14 protein-coding genes are annotated in these 15,902 nt (G+C 57.9%); 8 read left to right on the forward strand and 6 right to left on the reverse strand.

The annotated features are described in order from the left end of the window. Window positions 1-20 precede the first annotated feature (20 nt). Window positions 21-1,526, reverse strand: coding sequence for a leucyl aminopeptidase (locus tag ACZ5C3_RS17485; protein WP_464031637.1), 1,506 nt, complete (start codon window positions 1,524-1,526; stop codon window positions 21-23). A gap of 118 nt (window positions 1,527-1,644) precedes the next feature. Here ACZ5C3_RS17485 and ACZ5C3_RS17490 point away from each other — a divergent pair, with 118 nt between their 5' ends. The 8 genes from ACZ5C3_RS17490 (at window position 1,645) to ACZ5C3_RS17525 (ending at window position 10,791) form a co-directional block, all read left to right on the forward strand. Then, window positions 1,645-1,995 (forward strand): hypothetical protein, encoded by a 351-nt coding sequence (locus tag ACZ5C3_RS17490; protein ID WP_464031639.1) that lies wholly within the window; start codon window positions 1,645-1,647, stop codon window positions 1,993-1,995. Further along, window positions 1,992-3,074 carry an LPS export ABC transporter permease LptG gene (gene lptG / locus ACZ5C3_RS17495; RefSeq protein WP_464031640.1) on the forward strand — a complete coding sequence of 361 codons (1,083 nt, stop codon included), beginning with the start codon at window positions 1,992-1,994 and terminating at the stop codon, window positions 3,072-3,074. Before ACZ5C3_RS17490 ends, lptG begins: the two co-directional genes overlap by 4 nt. Beyond that, on the forward strand, window positions 3,074-5,563 hold the full coding sequence (locus ACZ5C3_RS17500; RefSeq protein ID WP_464044185.1) for an LPS-assembly protein LptD: 2,490 nt from the start codon (window positions 3,074-3,076) through the stop codon (window positions 5,561-5,563). The genes lptG and ACZ5C3_RS17500 overlap by 1 nt, the downstream gene beginning before the upstream one ends. A gap of 169 nt (window positions 5,564-5,732) precedes the next feature. Further along, on the forward strand, window positions 5,733-6,671 hold the full coding sequence (locus ACZ5C3_RS17505; protein WP_464031642.1) for a SurA N-terminal domain-containing protein: 939 nt from the start codon (window positions 5,733-5,735) through the stop codon (window positions 6,669-6,671). A 19-nt stretch (window positions 6,672-6,690) separates the two neighbouring features. Continuing rightward, window positions 6,691-7,704 (forward strand): 4-hydroxythreonine-4-phosphate dehydrogenase PdxA, encoded by a 1,014-nt coding sequence (gene pdxA / locus ACZ5C3_RS17510; protein ID WP_464031644.1) that lies wholly within the window; start codon window positions 6,691-6,693, stop codon window positions 7,702-7,704. Further along, window positions 7,701-8,567 (forward strand): 16S rRNA (adenine(1518)-N(6)/adenine(1519)-N(6))-dimethyltransferase RsmA, encoded by an 867-nt coding sequence (gene rsmA / locus ACZ5C3_RS17515; RefSeq protein ID WP_464031645.1) that lies wholly within the window; start codon window positions 7,701-7,703, stop codon window positions 8,565-8,567. Before pdxA ends, rsmA begins: the two co-directional genes overlap by 4 nt. A 13-nt stretch (window positions 8,568-8,580) precedes the next feature. Beyond that, window positions 8,581-9,639: an alcohol dehydrogenase gene (locus ACZ5C3_RS17520; RefSeq protein ID WP_464031647.1), complete on the forward strand. Its 1,059-nt coding sequence runs from the start codon at window positions 8,581-8,583 to the stop codon at window positions 9,637-9,639. Window positions 9,640-9,828: 189 nt separating this feature from the next. Beyond that, a complete protein-coding gene (locus tag ACZ5C3_RS17525; RefSeq protein WP_464031648.1) occupies window positions 9,829-10,791 on the forward strand; it encodes a hypothetical protein in 963 nt (320 codons plus the stop codon). 2 nt (window positions 10,792-10,793) lie between these two features. On the opposite strand, the gene gmk is transcribed toward ACZ5C3_RS17525, so the two are convergent. From gmk to ACZ5C3_RS17550, 5 genes are all read right to left on the reverse strand, one after another. Then, entirely contained in the window at window positions 10,794-11,450 is a 657-nt protein-coding gene (gene gmk, locus ACZ5C3_RS17530) for a guanylate kinase (RefSeq protein ID WP_464031650.1), read from the reverse strand. Between the two features lie 3 nt (window positions 11,451-11,453). Then, window positions 11,454-12,341, reverse strand: coding sequence for a YicC/YloC family endoribonuclease (locus ACZ5C3_RS17535; RefSeq protein WP_464031651.1), 888 nt, complete (start codon window positions 12,339-12,341; stop codon window positions 11,454-11,456). Between the two features lie 128 nt (window positions 12,342-12,469). Continuing rightward, entirely contained in the window at window positions 12,470-13,780 is a 1,311-nt protein-coding gene (mltG, locus tag ACZ5C3_RS17540; protein ID WP_464031653.1) for an endolytic transglycosylase MltG, read from the reverse strand. Window positions 13,781-13,951: 171 nt separating this feature from the next. Further along, a complete protein-coding gene (fabF, locus tag ACZ5C3_RS17545) occupies window positions 13,952-15,217 on the reverse strand; it encodes a beta-ketoacyl-ACP synthase II (RefSeq protein ID WP_464031655.1) in 1,266 nt (421 codons plus the stop codon). Window positions 15,218-15,313: 96 nt separating this feature from the next. After that, window positions 15,314-15,553 carry an acyl carrier protein gene (locus ACZ5C3_RS17550; RefSeq protein ID WP_006610957.1) on the reverse strand — a complete coding sequence of 80 codons (240 nt, stop codon included), beginning with the start codon at window positions 15,551-15,553 and terminating at the stop codon, window positions 15,314-15,316. Between the last annotated feature and the right edge of the window lie 349 nt (window positions 15,554-15,902).

The raw sequence follows: 15,902 nt of genomic DNA on the forward strand, positions 1-15,902 counted from the left end.
CTCAGGCGTTGACGCTGATCCTAGCGCTTCGTTTCGTAATTATCGGCAACCAGCCGATCCAGCAGGCGTACGCCGAAGCCCGATCCCCAGCTGCGGTTCAGGTCGGATGCCGGCACACCCATCGCTGTCCCGGCGATATCAAGGTGAGCCCATGGCGTATCGTCGACAAAGCGTTGCAGGAATTGCGCCGCCGTAATCGAACCGCCGTTGCGGCTCCCGGTGTTCTTCATGTCGGCGAACTGAGAATCGATCTGCTTGTCGTATTCAGGACCGAGAGGCATGCGCCATACGCGTTCACCCGTGTCCTGCCCTGCCGCATACAAACGTTCGGCAAGCTTGTCGTCGTTCGAGAACATGCCAGCGTGGTCTATTCCGAGAGCAACCATGATTGCCCCGGTCAAGGTCGCCAGGTCGACCATGAATTTCGGCTTGAACTTCTTGGCGACGTACCAAAGCACATCAGCCAGGACGAGACGCCCTTCAGCGTCGGTATTGATGATCTCGATGGTCTGCCCAGACATCGACGTCACGATATCGCCGGGCCGTTGCGCGTTGCCGTCCGGCATATTCTCGACGAGCCCGATCGCACCGATCACGTTGACTTTCGCTTTGCGGGCCGCAAGCGCGTGCATGAGGCCAACGACACACGCCGCGCCCCCCATGTCGCCCTTCATGTCTTCCATGCTGGCGGAAGGCTTGATGGAGATGCCGCCGGTATCGAAACAGACACCTTTGCCAATAAAGGCGATTGGCTGCTCACCCGGCTTGCCGCCGTTCCAGCGCATGATGACGGTGCGTCCATCATGTGCAGAACCTTGGGACACCCCAAGCAGCGCCCCCATTTTGAGTTGGGTCATCGCCTTAACATCGAGAACCTGGACACCAACTCCCACCTTGCGCAATTGGCTCGCACGTCGTGCGAATTCGGCAGGAAACAGGACGTTTGGCGGCTCGTTCACCAGGTCACGGGCGATCAGCACGCCATCAACGACAGCATTATCCGGTGCGAATGCCTTACGAGCAGCGGCGACGTCGGCGACTGCGATCGAGAACTGCACCCGCAACGGGGCCGCGTCGCCGTCCTTCTTCTTCGTCTTGTAGCGATCGAATCGATAGGCGCGCAGACGAATACCGGCGGCCACTCCCGCAGCCTGTGCTGGCTTCAACGCACCAGACGGCGTTTCCGCCACAACAGTGACGGCCTCGGTGCCTGCTTGAATTTTGGCCGCGATCTTGCCGCCAAATTTGATGAAATCACTGTCCTTTAGGGAGGCCAGTTTTCCCACGCCAATGACAATCAGACGGCCAACTTTGAGGCCTTCCGGTGCCAGGATATCCAGCACACCACCACTTTTGCCCTTGAATTGATTGGCTGTGGCCGCACGCTTAACCGCCGCGCTGGCAGTCGTTCCAAGAACCTTGGCCGATGTAGCCCCGAACTTCAGCGTCTCGTCACAAAAGACCACCAAAACGCCGCGTGCGGCAGCAGAATACGGAACGAAGCCGATCTTCACGGCGTCGGTCATAAGCAGTCCTCCAAATCATCGCGGCTTTCGCAGCAAAACACCCAGAATCCGGGTACAGATACTCATACTATGACGCCTTCCCCCTCCCGCTGCAAAGCACGCCGCCAGCGGGGTGTGCATGCCGGTCTTGCAGGTGGATTCGGGCCTTTACCTGCGTGGCTGGAAAGCCACGTCAAATGTTTTATTAACCATGCTCAACAGCCGGCCGCAGCACAGCCATTTTGTTGACCAATCAAAGGGATGCTATGAACTAGGAATGTGCTTGGAAATGTTGTTCGTGTCCGTGGGGGATTTCTTCGGAAATCAGGGCGCGATCACCAATTCTGGTTTGGATTTGGGGATATCGCTGCCTGATGGGGTCGGTCGACACCATAATTTTGCGGAATACGTTCGCACTGTCTTCGTTGATACAACGACCCGCCCGGCTTTGCCGCTGGCGGTCGTTGGCATGAAGCGATACCGCCCATGATAACAACGATCCTAGCCCGCTATTTTGCCGCGCGTTTCCTTGTCGCGACGCTTGCCGTGTTTGCCAGCATTTTCGTTCTGGTTATCACCGTCGATTACATTGAATTGATGCGTCGCGCCGCCGGCCTTGCCGACGTTTCAGGCCTGTTCGTGGCGCAAACTTCCCTTTACCGCGTCCCAATCTCCCTTGAGAAGCTGATGCCTTTCTGCATCCAGATCGGGGCGATGGCATCCTTCCTGGCTTTGTCACGGCGCCTGGAACTCGTCATTGCGCGCGCTGCAGGGATCTCTGCCTGGCAATTCATTACACCGGCCGTTCTCAGCGCACTCGCGCTCGGCGTGTTTGCCACGGTGGTTTACAACCCTATCTCAGCGGAATTGCTCGAGCGTGCGAAAGGAATGGAAAACCGGATCTTTACTGACCGGGCGTCCTCCGAGGGCGCAAGCTTCTGGATCAATCAATCGACGAGTGAAGGCCAGAGCATCATCAACGCCGCCCGCAATCAGGGACAAGGCGTGCTGCTGACCGGTCTCACGGTATTTAGGTACGATCCGGCTGGCGCTTTCAAGGAGCGAATCGAAGCCCGCGAGGCAACCCTCGAATCCGGCCGCTGGATATTTAAGCAAGTCCGCCGCTACACGCTCGACAGCCCGGTCGAAGAACAAGCCACGTACGTGCTGTCTACGACTCTGACCCCTGCTCAGGTTCGGAACACTTTTTCCACACCTGAGACTGTGTCTTTTTGGCAACTACCTGACTATATCAAATCATCTGAAAATTCAGGACAGACCACCGCTGGTTATCGATTGCAGTACCAGAAGCTGCTCGCACGGCCATTTTTGCTGGCCTCCATGGTGTTGTTAGCTGCCGCAGTAAGCCTCCGGTTCTTCCGCTTCGGCGGCGTGCAAAAGATGGTTTTAAGTGGCGTTGCAGCAGGGTTTCTGCTCTATGTCCTATCGAAAGTAACTGAGGATTTAAGCAAGGCTGAGTTGATGCATCCGCTCGCTGCTGCGTGGCTGCCCGTCTGTGTGGGCGGTCTTGCTGGCTTTTTGGCCTTGCTACACCAGGAGGACGGGTAGTGGCTGTTATCGCCGCCCTCCAACGACTGACGCCTATGTTCAGGCGGCGCATGCGTTTGCGCCGTCAACGGTTTGTCGCGCCTGTCGTTTTGGCGTTATTTCTGTCGAGCGGATTTATCGGGCTGACACTCACGCCCGCAGCTGCGCAGTATCAGTTCAATCCTCGCCCACCGGCCCCGCCTCGCGCCAAGCCCAACCCCGCCAATGACGGGCAGATGCTGGTTCAGGCTACCGAGGTCAATTACGACTATAACAACTCGCGGGTTTCTGCCGTTGGTAGCGTGCAAATCTACTATCACGGGTCGACGCTCGAGGCGGACAAGGTCATCTACGATCAGAAAACCAAGCGCCTTCATGCCGAAGGCAACGTCCGGCTGACCGACGCGGACGGCAAGGTCACCTACGCCAATCTACTCGACCTCAGTGATGATTACCGCGACGGCTTCGTTGATTCGTTGCGGCTGGATACGCCTGACCAAACCCGCATGGCCGCAGCACGTGCGGATCGCACTAACGGCGACGTGACGATTTTCCAAAGCGGCACCTACACCGCCTGCGCGGCCTGTAAGGACAATCCAAAGAAGCCACCGCTTTGGCAGGTCAAAGGCGCGCGCATCATCCACAATCAGACCGAGAAGATGCTCTATTTCGAGGATGCCAGCCTCGAATTTTTCGGCATGCCGATCGCTTATATGCCGTACTTCTCGACGCCAGACCCGACGGTCAAGCGTAAGAGCGGCTTCCTGATGCCGAACTATCAGACAAACTCAGCGTACGGTTTCAGCGCTGAAGTCCCCTACTACTTCGCGCTTGCTCCGGACTACGATCTGACGGTCGCGCCACGCTACACCAGCAAGCAAGGCCTGATGATGCAGGGCGAGTTTCGTCAGCGTCTGATTGACGGCGCGTACGAGATTCGTGCTTACGGCATCCGGCAGGAAGACCCGGGGGCCTTCGGTCCTAATCCCGGCAATCGTGAGTTCCGCGGTGGCATCGACACCAAGGGTCAGTTCGCCCTGAACGACAAATGGGTCTGGGGTTGGGACGCAGTTGCCGTCTCCGACAAGGCCTTCTTCATCGACTACAATCTCGGTCCTTACAAGAACGCTCTGAATTCGTTCTTGCTGGTTCCAGACACCGGCCTTTCGCAAATTTACCTGACGGGCGTGGGTAACCGCAGTTACTTTGACGCGCGCGTGATGTACTTCCTGGGCTACTCGTCAGCCGACGTTCAAAGTCAGCTCCCGGTTGTTGCCCCGGTGATCGATTATTCGAATGTCATCAACCGCAACTTGCTCGGCGGAGAATTGAGCTACAAGGGGAACTTCACCAGCCTCACGCGCGAGACGGTAAGCTTCGATCCGATCACCAACACAGCGGCAGCCACCGGTTTCTGCTCACTGACCTCAGCCGACCCAAATGCCAGGGCGCCCAACAACTGCCTGCTGCGCGGTATCGCGGGCAATTACACTCGGCTGTCAGCCGAGGTTGAATGGCGGCGATCGTTTACCGATTCCATCGGACAGGTGTTCACGCCATTTGCGTCGCTCCGTGGCGATTTGATCGATGCTGACGTTCTGAATCAGCCCGGCGTAGCGAACTTCCTGCCGCCCGGTACGTTCCAGACGGCGCGGATTATGCCCACCGTTGGGCTTGAGTACCGTTATCCGTTCATCAATGTGCAGCCATGGGGCACAACGACAATCGAACCGATCGCCCAGCTGATCATCCGCCCCAACGAAACCAACGCCAACCGCATTCCGAATGAAGACGCTCAGAGTCTGACATTCGACGCCAGCAATCTCTTTAGTGTGAACAAGTTCTCGGGCTGGGATCGTGTCGAAGGCGGCGGCCGGGCCAATGTCGGCGTGCAGGCAACTACGCAGTTCGATCGCGGCGGCTTCGTGAATGTGTTATTCGGACAGTCCTATCAGTTGTTCGGCCTGAACTCTTATACGGTTGGGGGCCTGACCAATACCGGCCTCGATAGCGGCCTCGACAAAGCTGCGTCGGATTACGTCGGCAACATCTCCTATCAGCCGAACAAGATCTACAGCCTCACAGCTCGCACCCGCGTGGATTCAGCAACGGGCGACCTGAGCCGCTTTGAGCTCGAAGGCAGGGCCAATTTCGACCGCTTCTCGATCAGCATGCTCTACGGCAATTATGACAAGCAGCCGGAACTCGGCTTCTTGACCCGCCGCGAAGGCATTCTGGGCACGGGCTCAATCAAAGTCGCAGAAAACTGGGTTCTGTCCGGTGGATTGCGCTACGACATTACCAATCAGTCGGTTAACCAATACATCGTGGGTGCAGGTTACGTGGATGACTGCTTCATCATGGCAGTCAACTACGTGACGGACTACAACTACACTTCGACGATCAACCTGACTCCCGTCACGGATCATCGCGTGATGCTGCAGATCGGTTTGCGGACAATCGGTACCAGCACGTTGAATACCGGGATCGGGTCGACAACGACACCATAATGATCCTTTGACACGGTATGCTTGCGGAAGTTCGAACCGCGCGGGGTGTTCAACCGACGAAAACTTGTCTGCCGCAAAAATGTGCTTTGAACTGTTAGGATGAGCACAACCTCGCCGGAGGCCCCGGCGCCTACTTGCTCAAGCCAACACAGCGATAACGAGCCTGACCATGACTTCGATTTTTTCGCTTCGTTTCACACGACTGGGACTTCTGGTGGCGGCAATAATGATTGCGTCGAGCCAAGGTTCCGCCGTTATGGCGCAGGGTGTCGCAGCGATTGTGAATGGCGAGCCCATCACCAACCTCGACATCGAACAACGGATCAAGTTGACGACGCTCACGACCCGCAAGACGCCTACGCGCCAGGAAGCCTTGGACGAGCTGATCAACGACAAGGTCAAGATCAAGGAGGCAAAAAAGTACGGCCTCGACTTGTCATCTTCCGACGTTGATGCCGCATTCGGAAATATGGCTTCCCGAATGCGGATGAACAGCGATCAGTTGGTCAAGACCCTTGAAGGTCACGGTATTCGCCCCGAGACACTCAAGTCTCGCATCAAAGCCGACATGACGTGGGGCAACCTTGTCCGCGGACGATTCCAGTCATCATTCATCGTCGCTGAAAAGGACCTTCGTGCCGCTGTTGGCGACAAAGTCGACGACAGCAATCCGCAGACTGAAAGCTACGAATACCTCGTTCGCCCGATCGTCTTGATCCTGCCGCGCGGATCCACCCAAGCCGTTGTCGAGCAGCGCCGCAAGGAAGCGGAATTACTCCGCGACAAGATCCAGAGTTGCGATCAAGCCAACGAACTTTTCCGCTCGATGCGTGATGCCGCGATACGCGACCAGATGACCAAGACGTCTGCCGATCTACCCCCGCCGCTGCGCGAACTTCTCGACAAGACGCCTGTCGGCAAATTGACGCCTCCTGAGGTTACCAAACAGGGGATCGAGATGGTGGCGTTGTGCAGTCGCAAGCCAACAACTGCAGACACGCCGGCCAAGCGCGAAGCACGTGAGAAAATCTACAATCAGCGTTATGACGCCAAGTCCAAGTCATATCTGCAGGAAGCCCGCAAAGGCGCCATGATTGAAATGCGCTAGGACCCAACAATATCCCGGCATGAAAAAACCTCTCGCGCTGACGATCGGCGATCCTGCAGGCATCGGCCCCGACATCGCCATCGCCGCCTGGCTTGAACGACGGGAGCTTAATCTTCCCGCTTTCTATCTGGTTGGAGATGCCGCTTTCATGGCCTCTCGGGCGCGGGCGCTTGGAGCGAATGTCGAATTCGCAGACACCAGCGCCGAGGACAGCCCGGCAGTCTTTCCTGACGCATTCCCGGTCGTATCGAGCGGTGTCGCAGCCACCGCCCGCCCCGGCCATCCCGATGATAGCAGCGCGCCCGCGGCTATCGCCTCCATTCGCCGCGCCGTCGCCGACGTAACTGCTGGACGGGCAAGCGCGATCGTCACCAACCCGATTGCTAAGAGCGTGCTATACCGAGCCGGATTTACACATCCGGGCCACACGGAATTTCTCGCGGAGCTGGCCAGTGTCGGCGGCAAGGCCCCAATGCCGGTGATGATGCTGTGGTCGCCGATGCTCGCCGTGGTTCCGGTCACTATTCACGTCTCGCTGCGCGACGCCATTGCAGAATTGACCACCGATCTCATCGTGAAAACGGCGCGGATTGTCGTCTCTGATCTGAAAGCAAAATTCGGATTGACGAACCCGCGCCTCGCGATCTCTGGCCTCAACCCGCATGCGGGCGAAGACGGCTCGCTTGGTGTTGAGGATCAATCCATCATCACCCCGGCTGTCACGGCACTTCAACGTGAGGGGATCGATGTGCGGGGCCCACTCCCTGCGGACACCATGTTTCACGCTGCGGCGCGTACGACCTACGACTGCGCCATCTGTATGTATCACGATCAGGCGCTGATCCCGATCAAGACCATCGCGTTTGACGAAGGGGTGAACGTCACACTTGGCCTGCCCTTTATACGCACCTCACCGGACCACGGAACGGCATTCGACATAGCCGGCACTGGCCGCGCCAACCCGTCGAGCTTGATCGCAGCCCTTCGTCTCGCCGCACGAATGACGCCTGCAGAGCCGACAGGCAAAGCATGAGCGCCATCGACGATCTGCCGCCACTCAGCGACGTCATTCGACGGCACGAGCTCTCCGCCCGTAAATCGCTGGGCCAGAACTTCCTTCTCGATCTCAATCTGACAGCACGAATAGCGCGAGCCGCCGCCCCTCTGGACGACTCCGTTATCGTTGAAATCGGACCCGGCCCAGGCGGGTTGACGCGCGCCCTGCTCGCTCTTGGCGCCAAGCGCGTCATTGCTGTCGAACGCGACGAGCGTGCCATCCCGGCTCTCCAGGAAATCGCGCAACGCTATCCAGGGCGGCTTGAAATCGTGGAAGCCGATGCGATGACATTCGATCCGCGTCCTCTCCTCGGCGGTGAACGCGCAAAAATCGTCGCTAACCTGCCCTATAACATCGCGACCGTGCTGCTGATCGACTGGCTATGCGCGGAGCCATGGCCGCCGTGGTACGACATGATGGTCCTGATGTTTCAGCGCGAAGTCGCAGAACGCATTGTCGCACGCGAGAATGAGGATGCCTATGGCCGGCTCGGGGTCCTGTCCAACTGGCGCGCGGAAACCAAGATCCTGTTTGATATTTCGCCAAGCGCTTTCGTGCCCCCACCTAAGGTCACATCTTCTGTTGTGCGGCTCATCCCGCGCCCCCTCCCTGACCCCTGCGACCGCCGAATGCTTGAGCGGGTCGCCGCGGCCGCATTTGGCCAGCGACGAAAAATGCTGCGCCAAAGCCTGAAATCGCTTGGGGTTGATCCAATGGCGCTGGCGGCTGCTGCCGGCATCGACCCAACACGCCGCGCCGAAACAATTCCGATTACGGGTTTTGTTGCCATGGCACGGGAACTGACGAGTATGTTGGCCGAGACATCAAAACCGGAATGAGGGAAGAACCACGATGGCATTGATGCGCCGCCAATCACTGGTGAAGTTCGACGCTCCGCTCTGCGAAACCATCGTCGATACCCCAACCCCTCAGGGAAGCGAAGTTCTGGTAAGGGTTGAACGCTGCGGTCTGTGTCACTCTGATTTGCACATCCAGGACGGTTATGCCGACATCGGCGGCGGTAATAGACTCGACACCACGCGCGGCATGAAACTGCCATTCACGCTCGGTCACGAGATTGCCGGCATCGTTGAAGAAGTCGGCCCGGACGCATCCAAAGACCTGATCGGCCGGAAAGCAGCCGTGTTTCCCTGGATCGGCTGTGGCCAGTGCAAAGGCTGTATCAACGGCGACGAAAATCTTTGCACACGCAACCGCTATCTCGGCGTTTCATTGGATGGCGGTTTCGCAAGCCATGTTCTGGTACCTGACCCGAAATACCTGCTCGATTACGATCCATTACCTGTCAATGTTGCGGCAACGCTGATGTGTTCGGGCGCGACTGCTTATGGCGCGCTGAAGCGTCTTGTCGATCGTCCCCGCCAGCGCAATCTGTTGCTGATCGGCCTTGGCGGCGTCGGCATGATGGGACTGTCCTTCGCATCAGCAATGTTCAAACAGCCGATTTCGATTGCAGATCTGAGCGCGACTGCGCGTGAGACGGCGCTCAAGAATGGCGCAGCTGTCGCCTACGATCCGTCAGAACCTGATATTGCGAAGCGGATTATCAAAGAAACCGAAGGCGGTTTCGACGGCGTCGTTGATTTCGCAGGGAATGAGAAATCCATGAATTTCGCCATGAGCGTTTTGGCGCGCGGTGGCAAGATCGTCGTCTCCGGCCTGATGGGAGGCAACTTCAGTCTTCCGATGGTGCAATGGATTTACAAGCGAATGACCATCGAAGGCTTCATGACTGCCACCTTGGCCGAAGCACGAGAACTGATGATCTTGGCGCGATCAGGCAAGATCAAGCCAACGCCTATGAGGGAAGAACCAATGGGCGACGTCCAGAAATGGATGGAGGAATTGCGAGCCGGAAAGGTCGTCGGCCGCATCATGCTGACGAACTGACAAGTAGGTTTTAACGCCATAATTCCCTTCAACCAGCGATAGATAGGCATCATTCTTCAAGTTTTTCGAGTGCGTGCAGGCGCCCGAATTAAGCCTTACGCTGTCCGAATTTGCGGCTCATTGCGACCCAACTTCTCACCGAGAACTTAACGCGAATGGCATTCGCGTTGCGTGATACCGGAGAGAAAAATGTCAAATCGAGCCGTGGCCCCCGTATTGGCAGTGCTTATTAGTTCCCTCGCCAGCGTGACTCTCACGGCATCCGCAATCGCAGCACCGGCGGCAGACGACCAAGCAGAAGCTTCAGCGAACGAATGTCTTACGGCACCAAAGGGAGAAACCCCAAAGGGCGCCCATTGGTATTACCGCCTCGAAAAAGGAACCAAGCGTAAGTGTTGGTATCTCGCGGACCAAGCCGCGAAGAGCACAAAAGTGGCCTCGGTCTCGCCGGCGCCAGCGGCAAATCCCACCCTGCCCCGCGCCTCTGAGGCTGCGATCCAACCTTCAGTCGCAAATGCACGCGCTGAGCTCACACCTCGCCCGCAGAAGACAGAGAACGCGTCCGACGATACAAAGCTCAGCGAAACGATATGGCCGGAGCCGGAACCACGCACTGATGCGGCCGCCAGCAACAACGAACAGGGCGGAAATGTTCAGCCTCAAAATGCAGGAACCGGCGCCGCGGCAACTCCACCGGCAAAAGATTGGTCGATGACATCGCGTTGGCCTGACGCAAACCTGCCCAGCACAACCAACAACCAATCGACTGAGCCGGCTGAGACTCGTCCGCAGCAGAGCGCCCAGCTGCAAACCGTCGCAGTCAACAAACCTGCTGCTCCTGTTGCAGGAATGCAATTCCATGGAATCTCATTCGACAGCACTTCGATGCTGCTTATCATTCTTGCGGCCGTACTAACGATTGTCGCCGTCGCGGCCCGCATGATCATCAAGTATGCTGGGCGAACAAAAACTCGCAATCCGCGGCGCAATATCTGGGATGCTGTGCCTCAAGAAAGCGGTGCTTCGCAGGCTTATGAGGCTCTGCTCCAGCCACGGAATTCCCAGTTCGCACGCGTGCCGGCTGAGGCGAATGACCCCAGCGATGAGATCGAGAAACTGCTTCAGCGCGCGTCTAAACGCGCGGCGGCTTGACGTTACTTGTCGAGCTGCCGCTGTAGCTCGCGCACAAAGCCGGAAAGTCCAGTCTGTCGCTCACGCTTGAGCCGTTCGGCCTGCAGGATTGTTGCAACTTCCGTGTAGGCCGCATCGACATCGCGATTGGTGACGACATAGTCGTATTCTGCCCAATGGCTAAGTTCGTGACTGGCGCGGCTCATCCGGCCACGAATAACCTCGTCAGAGTCTTGCGCGCGAGTGTGCAAACGTTTTTCAAGATCGGCCGCTGACGGCGGCAAGATGAAAACACTGACCACGTCGCCACGGGCCGTGTCTCGCAATTGCTGCGTGCCTTGCCAATCGATATCGAAGAGTACATCCCGTCCCGATGCGAGCGCGTCCTCGACCGGTTTACGTGGCGTACCATAGTGATTGTCGAAGACCGGAGCGTATTCAAGAAATTCGCCGTTCTTCACCATGGCATCGAACCTGGCCTTGTCGATGAAATGATAGTGCTGGCCCTCAACCTCACCTGGACGCATCGAACGCGTGGTAGCGGATACAGACATGCTGAGCCCGGGCATTCGTTCGATCAGCATACGCGACAACGTCGATTTGCCCGCCCCCGAAGGCGAGGACAAGACGAACATCAATCCGCGCCGTTCCACGCCCTGCAAGCTGCCCCCTGCCGCCATGCGTCACTCCAGATTTTGAACCTGTTCGCGAAACTGCTCGACCACGTTCTTCATTTCCAGACCGGTGTTCGTCAGCTCGATATCGTTGGATTTCGAGCACGTGGTGTTGACCTCGCGGTTGAATTCCTGCGCCAGAAAATCAAGCCGTCGACCGACCGGGCCGCCCTTGCTTAGCAATTCACGCGTCTGAGCGACATGCGAAGCGATGCGGTCTATCTCTTCCCGGATGTCCGCTTTTGCCGCGATCAGAATTGCTTCCTGTGACAGCCGGTCTTCGTCAAAACGATCCGAAGTTTCGAGCAATGCCGAGATCTGTTCGGCGAGCCGCGCTTTAATCGCATCGGGCTTGCGCCCCGGCGCAGCCTCGGCCCGCTTTGAAAGCCGCTCGATGTCGTCCATGCGTTGCAGCAGGATTTGTCCCAGCGCCACGCCCTCGCGCTTGCGCATATCGATGAGGCTTTGCAAAACCTGCTCAAACGCCGCGGTCACAGCCACGCGCGCAGCCTGCATTTCTTCCTCGCTGCTTTCTGGTTCGACGACTTCGATCACCCCCTTGATCGCAAGAAGTCCGTCAACACTTGGCGCAACCGCGTCGGTTTTCGCTGAAATTTCACCGACGACTTTCAGGATTGAATTCAGCACATCATCATTGATGCGTACGACAGATGCCGCACCTGTACGCTTCACCGTAAGATTGGCGTAGACGGTGCCACGCGCGAGCAACTCCGTTGCACGTTTGCGCGCGACGGTTTCGACCTCATCCCAACCTGGCGGCAAACGCAGCCGGAAATCGAAGCCCTTAGCGTTGACTGACTTCAATTCCCACTCGAACGCATAAGGGCCACTGGTGCCATGGCTTCGCGCAAAGCCGGTCATACTCGACAGCGCCATCGCGCAACATCTCCTTCTTGTACGCGCCCAGTAGAAACCGGGTACGTGCAGCTTGTCCCCGAAATCCGGTGGAGTCGCAAGCCCGACAGGCCGCGGCTAGCAGAAACCCATTCCTGACGCGGCTTATCTCACTGAGCTTGAGGCTCAGCCTCTTCCTCCGGAGCCGTTTCCGGATTGCGAGCCTGTTGCGTCCGCTTACGCGGTGCCCCAGTTGTCGAAGCAGCGCCGCTCTTGCCCTTGGCCGCCTTTGGCGCCGCACCAGATCCAGGCACAGGAGCCGCTGGAGATGCGGGCGCAGGGGCAGGAGCTGGAGCAGCCGCAGCAGTCGGCGGATCATCCTGCTCGACCGTGTCATTCTGTTGCTGGCGCTCCATTGCACGGAGCTTCGCAACGCCCTTCTGATGCTGGTCGTAGGTTTCCGTAAACGTATGACCACCGGTACCGTCAGCTACGAAGAACAAGTCGCGTGTTCGCGCCGGATTAGCAGTTGCCTCGAGGGACGCACGTCCTGGATTGGCGATTGGTCCGGGCGGCAGACCGTCAATCACGTAAGTGTTGTAAGGCGACGGCTGGGTAATTTCGCTGCGTTTGATCGGACGACCCAACGTTCCTTTTCCGCCGACCAAACCGTAGATGATCGTTGGATCGGACTGAAGTTTCATGCGCTGACGCAGACGATTGGCATAAACGGCTGCGACGCGGCTGCGCTCATCGGCCTTGCCGGTTTCTTTTTCGACAATCGATGCAAGCGTCACCAGCTGTTCGGGCGAGCGGACTGGAATGTCAGGACTACGGCGTGCCCAGATTTCAGTCAGCACGCGCTTCTGCGCCGCCTGCATACGCTGAACCACCTGGTCACGTGGCGTTCCGCGCGGGAAATTATACGTGTCGGGAAGCAGAGTCCCCTCACGCGGTTGCTCCTTGAGAGAACCCGAAAAAATATCGCTGTCCTGAAGCCGGGCCACGATTTGCTCGGAAGTCAGACCTTCCGGAATCGTGAACGCGTGCTGGACCACCTTGCCTTCAACAATGGTGTTGATGACATCGCGGAGGCTGGAGTTCTTCAGGAACAGATACTCGCCGGATTTCAAACCGGACCGTGCATTGAGCGCAAGCACGCCGCCGATGAATGTCCACCGATCAGCGGATATGACACCCGAACGTTGAAGGATGTCACCGATATCAGTCATCCCGGCCCGCGGCGGGATATTGACGACCTTGTCCTCGGTCAATGGTCCCGGCGCTTCGATGGTCTTCTTGCCGTAATAGAAAATGCCCCCGGCCCCGAGCATCAGGACCACCAGCAGCGTGAAAACTGCATTGCCGATGATGACCAGCGGATTGCGGGCGCGCTTGGAGTGCTTCGGCGGCTGCGGGACCTGCTCGGGCTCAAGCGCTGCGCGCGGACTCCGGGGCGAAATGGGCGGTCTCTGGCTCATGGAAGCAACCTAAAATCCTGCAGGTATTTCGCCTACGACCTTGTAGTTTCAGCGTTATACGCGCGCCCGTGAAAGAAATTATGTCCGAATACGGCAAAACGGTGGACACAGTTTGGCCGCGTTCTCCCTACTCTGCGGTAGAGTTTCTTGCCTGGCTTTTCCTGAAAAGGCTTAGTTTGCGATACGCCTGACAATCAGTGATGCGTTAGTGCCTCCAAACCCGAAGGAGTTCGACAACGCCACGTTGATTTCACGCGCACGGGCCTTGTTTGGAACCAGATCAATCGCCGTCTCAACCGAAGGATTGTCCAGGTTGATCGTCGGCGGCGCGACGTTGTCGCGAATCGCCAAGATGCTAAAGATTGCCTCAATAGCACCGGCTGCGCCAAGCAAATGTCCGGTTGAAGACTTCGTCGACGACATCGAGACCTGCGACGCTGCATTGCCAAGCAGACGCTGAGCCGCTCCGAGTTCGATCTCATCGCCGAGTGGCGTCGAGGTGCCGTGCGCGTTGATATAGTCGATGTCCGACGCTGTAATGCCGGCGCGCTTCATCGCCATGCTCATGCAGCGGAATGCGCCGTCGCCATCTTCAGCGGGGGCCGTGATGTGGTAGGCGTCGCCCGTCAGGCCGTAGCCGACGATCTCCGCATACATCTTTGCTCCGCGCCGTTTCGCGTGCTCGTATTCCTCGAGCACGAGAACACCCGCGCCTTCGCCCATCACAAAGCCATCACGATCCTTGTCGTAAGGGCGCGAAGCGATGGTCGGATTATCGTTGTACTTGGTAGCCATGGCACGCAGCGCGCAGAAACCGCCCATCGCGAGACGGTTGACTGCGGATTCAGCGCCGCCAGCAACCATCACGTCGGCATCGCCAAACGCAATCAGACGGCTGGCATCGCCAATCGCATGCGCGCCGGTCGAACACGCCGTCACAACAGCGTGGTTGGGCCCTTTAAGCCCGTGATTGATGGATACGTAACCCGAGGCCAGGTTGATAAGACGTCCCGGGATGAAGAAGGGGGATAACTTGCGCGGGCCACGTTCCTTCAGGATGACAGCCGCCTCGCCGATCCCCTCGATGCCGCCGATACCGGAGCCGATCATCGTGCCGGTGGCACAGCGCTCTTCCTCGGTGGACGGATGCCAATTCGCGTCGTCAAGCGCCTGTGTCGCCGCGGCCATTGCAAAGACGATGAAGTCATCAACCTTGCGTTGCTCCTTCGGCTCCATCCACTGATCAGCGTTGAAGGTGCCATTGGTCCCATCGCCACGTGGCACCATACATGCGATCTGACAGGTCAAATCCGACACATCGAACGTATCGATGCGCTTGGCGCCGCTCTCGCCGTTCAGAATGCGCTTCCAGGTCGGCTCTACGCCATTGGCAAGCGGCGAGACCATGCCCAAGCCTGTGACGACTACCCGCCTCATCATTCGCACTCCGCCTTCGTATCGCGATGCTATAACAGCAAGACGGCGGGTCGTTGGATTACAACCCGCCGCATGCAATCACGTCGCCCGCTGAAATCAGCTTTTTGCGTTCTTCTCGAGAAACTTGGTGGCATCGCCGACGGTGAGGATCGTCTCCGCGGCGTCGTCCGGAATCTCGCAGCCGAATTCTTCTTCGAACGCCATCACGAGTTCGACCGTATCGAGGCTGTCTGCGCCGAGATCGTCGATGAAGCTCGCGTTGTCGACAACCTTCTCGGGCTCGACACCAAGGTGCTCGACCACGATCTTCTTAACTCGCTCGCCAATCTCACTCATCGTTCAACCTCGTGTTGTTCCATTAAACTCGACCGCAAAACGATACGAGCCATCGCGGTGCGTATAAGATTCATGTTGCCCCGCCGCATCCCTCAGACGGCCGCACCGCAAGGGCGGCGACCTCCAAACAGCGGCAGGCGTTGCAAGGGCAATATACAGGCTTTGACGATCCTGCAATGGCGTTATTCCCCCGATGCGTATTCCGTAAGGGGTGGATACCCGCTCTGCGAAACAGAATACGCACTTATCAACATATCTGAGCGTTTTCTAACGGCAAACCGTCAGGGTATCTGTCGGAAAACGCTCTATGAACGCCGTTCGGTTACCATACTTCCCAGGGCTTTACCAC

This window comes from Afipia dichlorophenoxyacetatis (assembly GCF_055386385.1).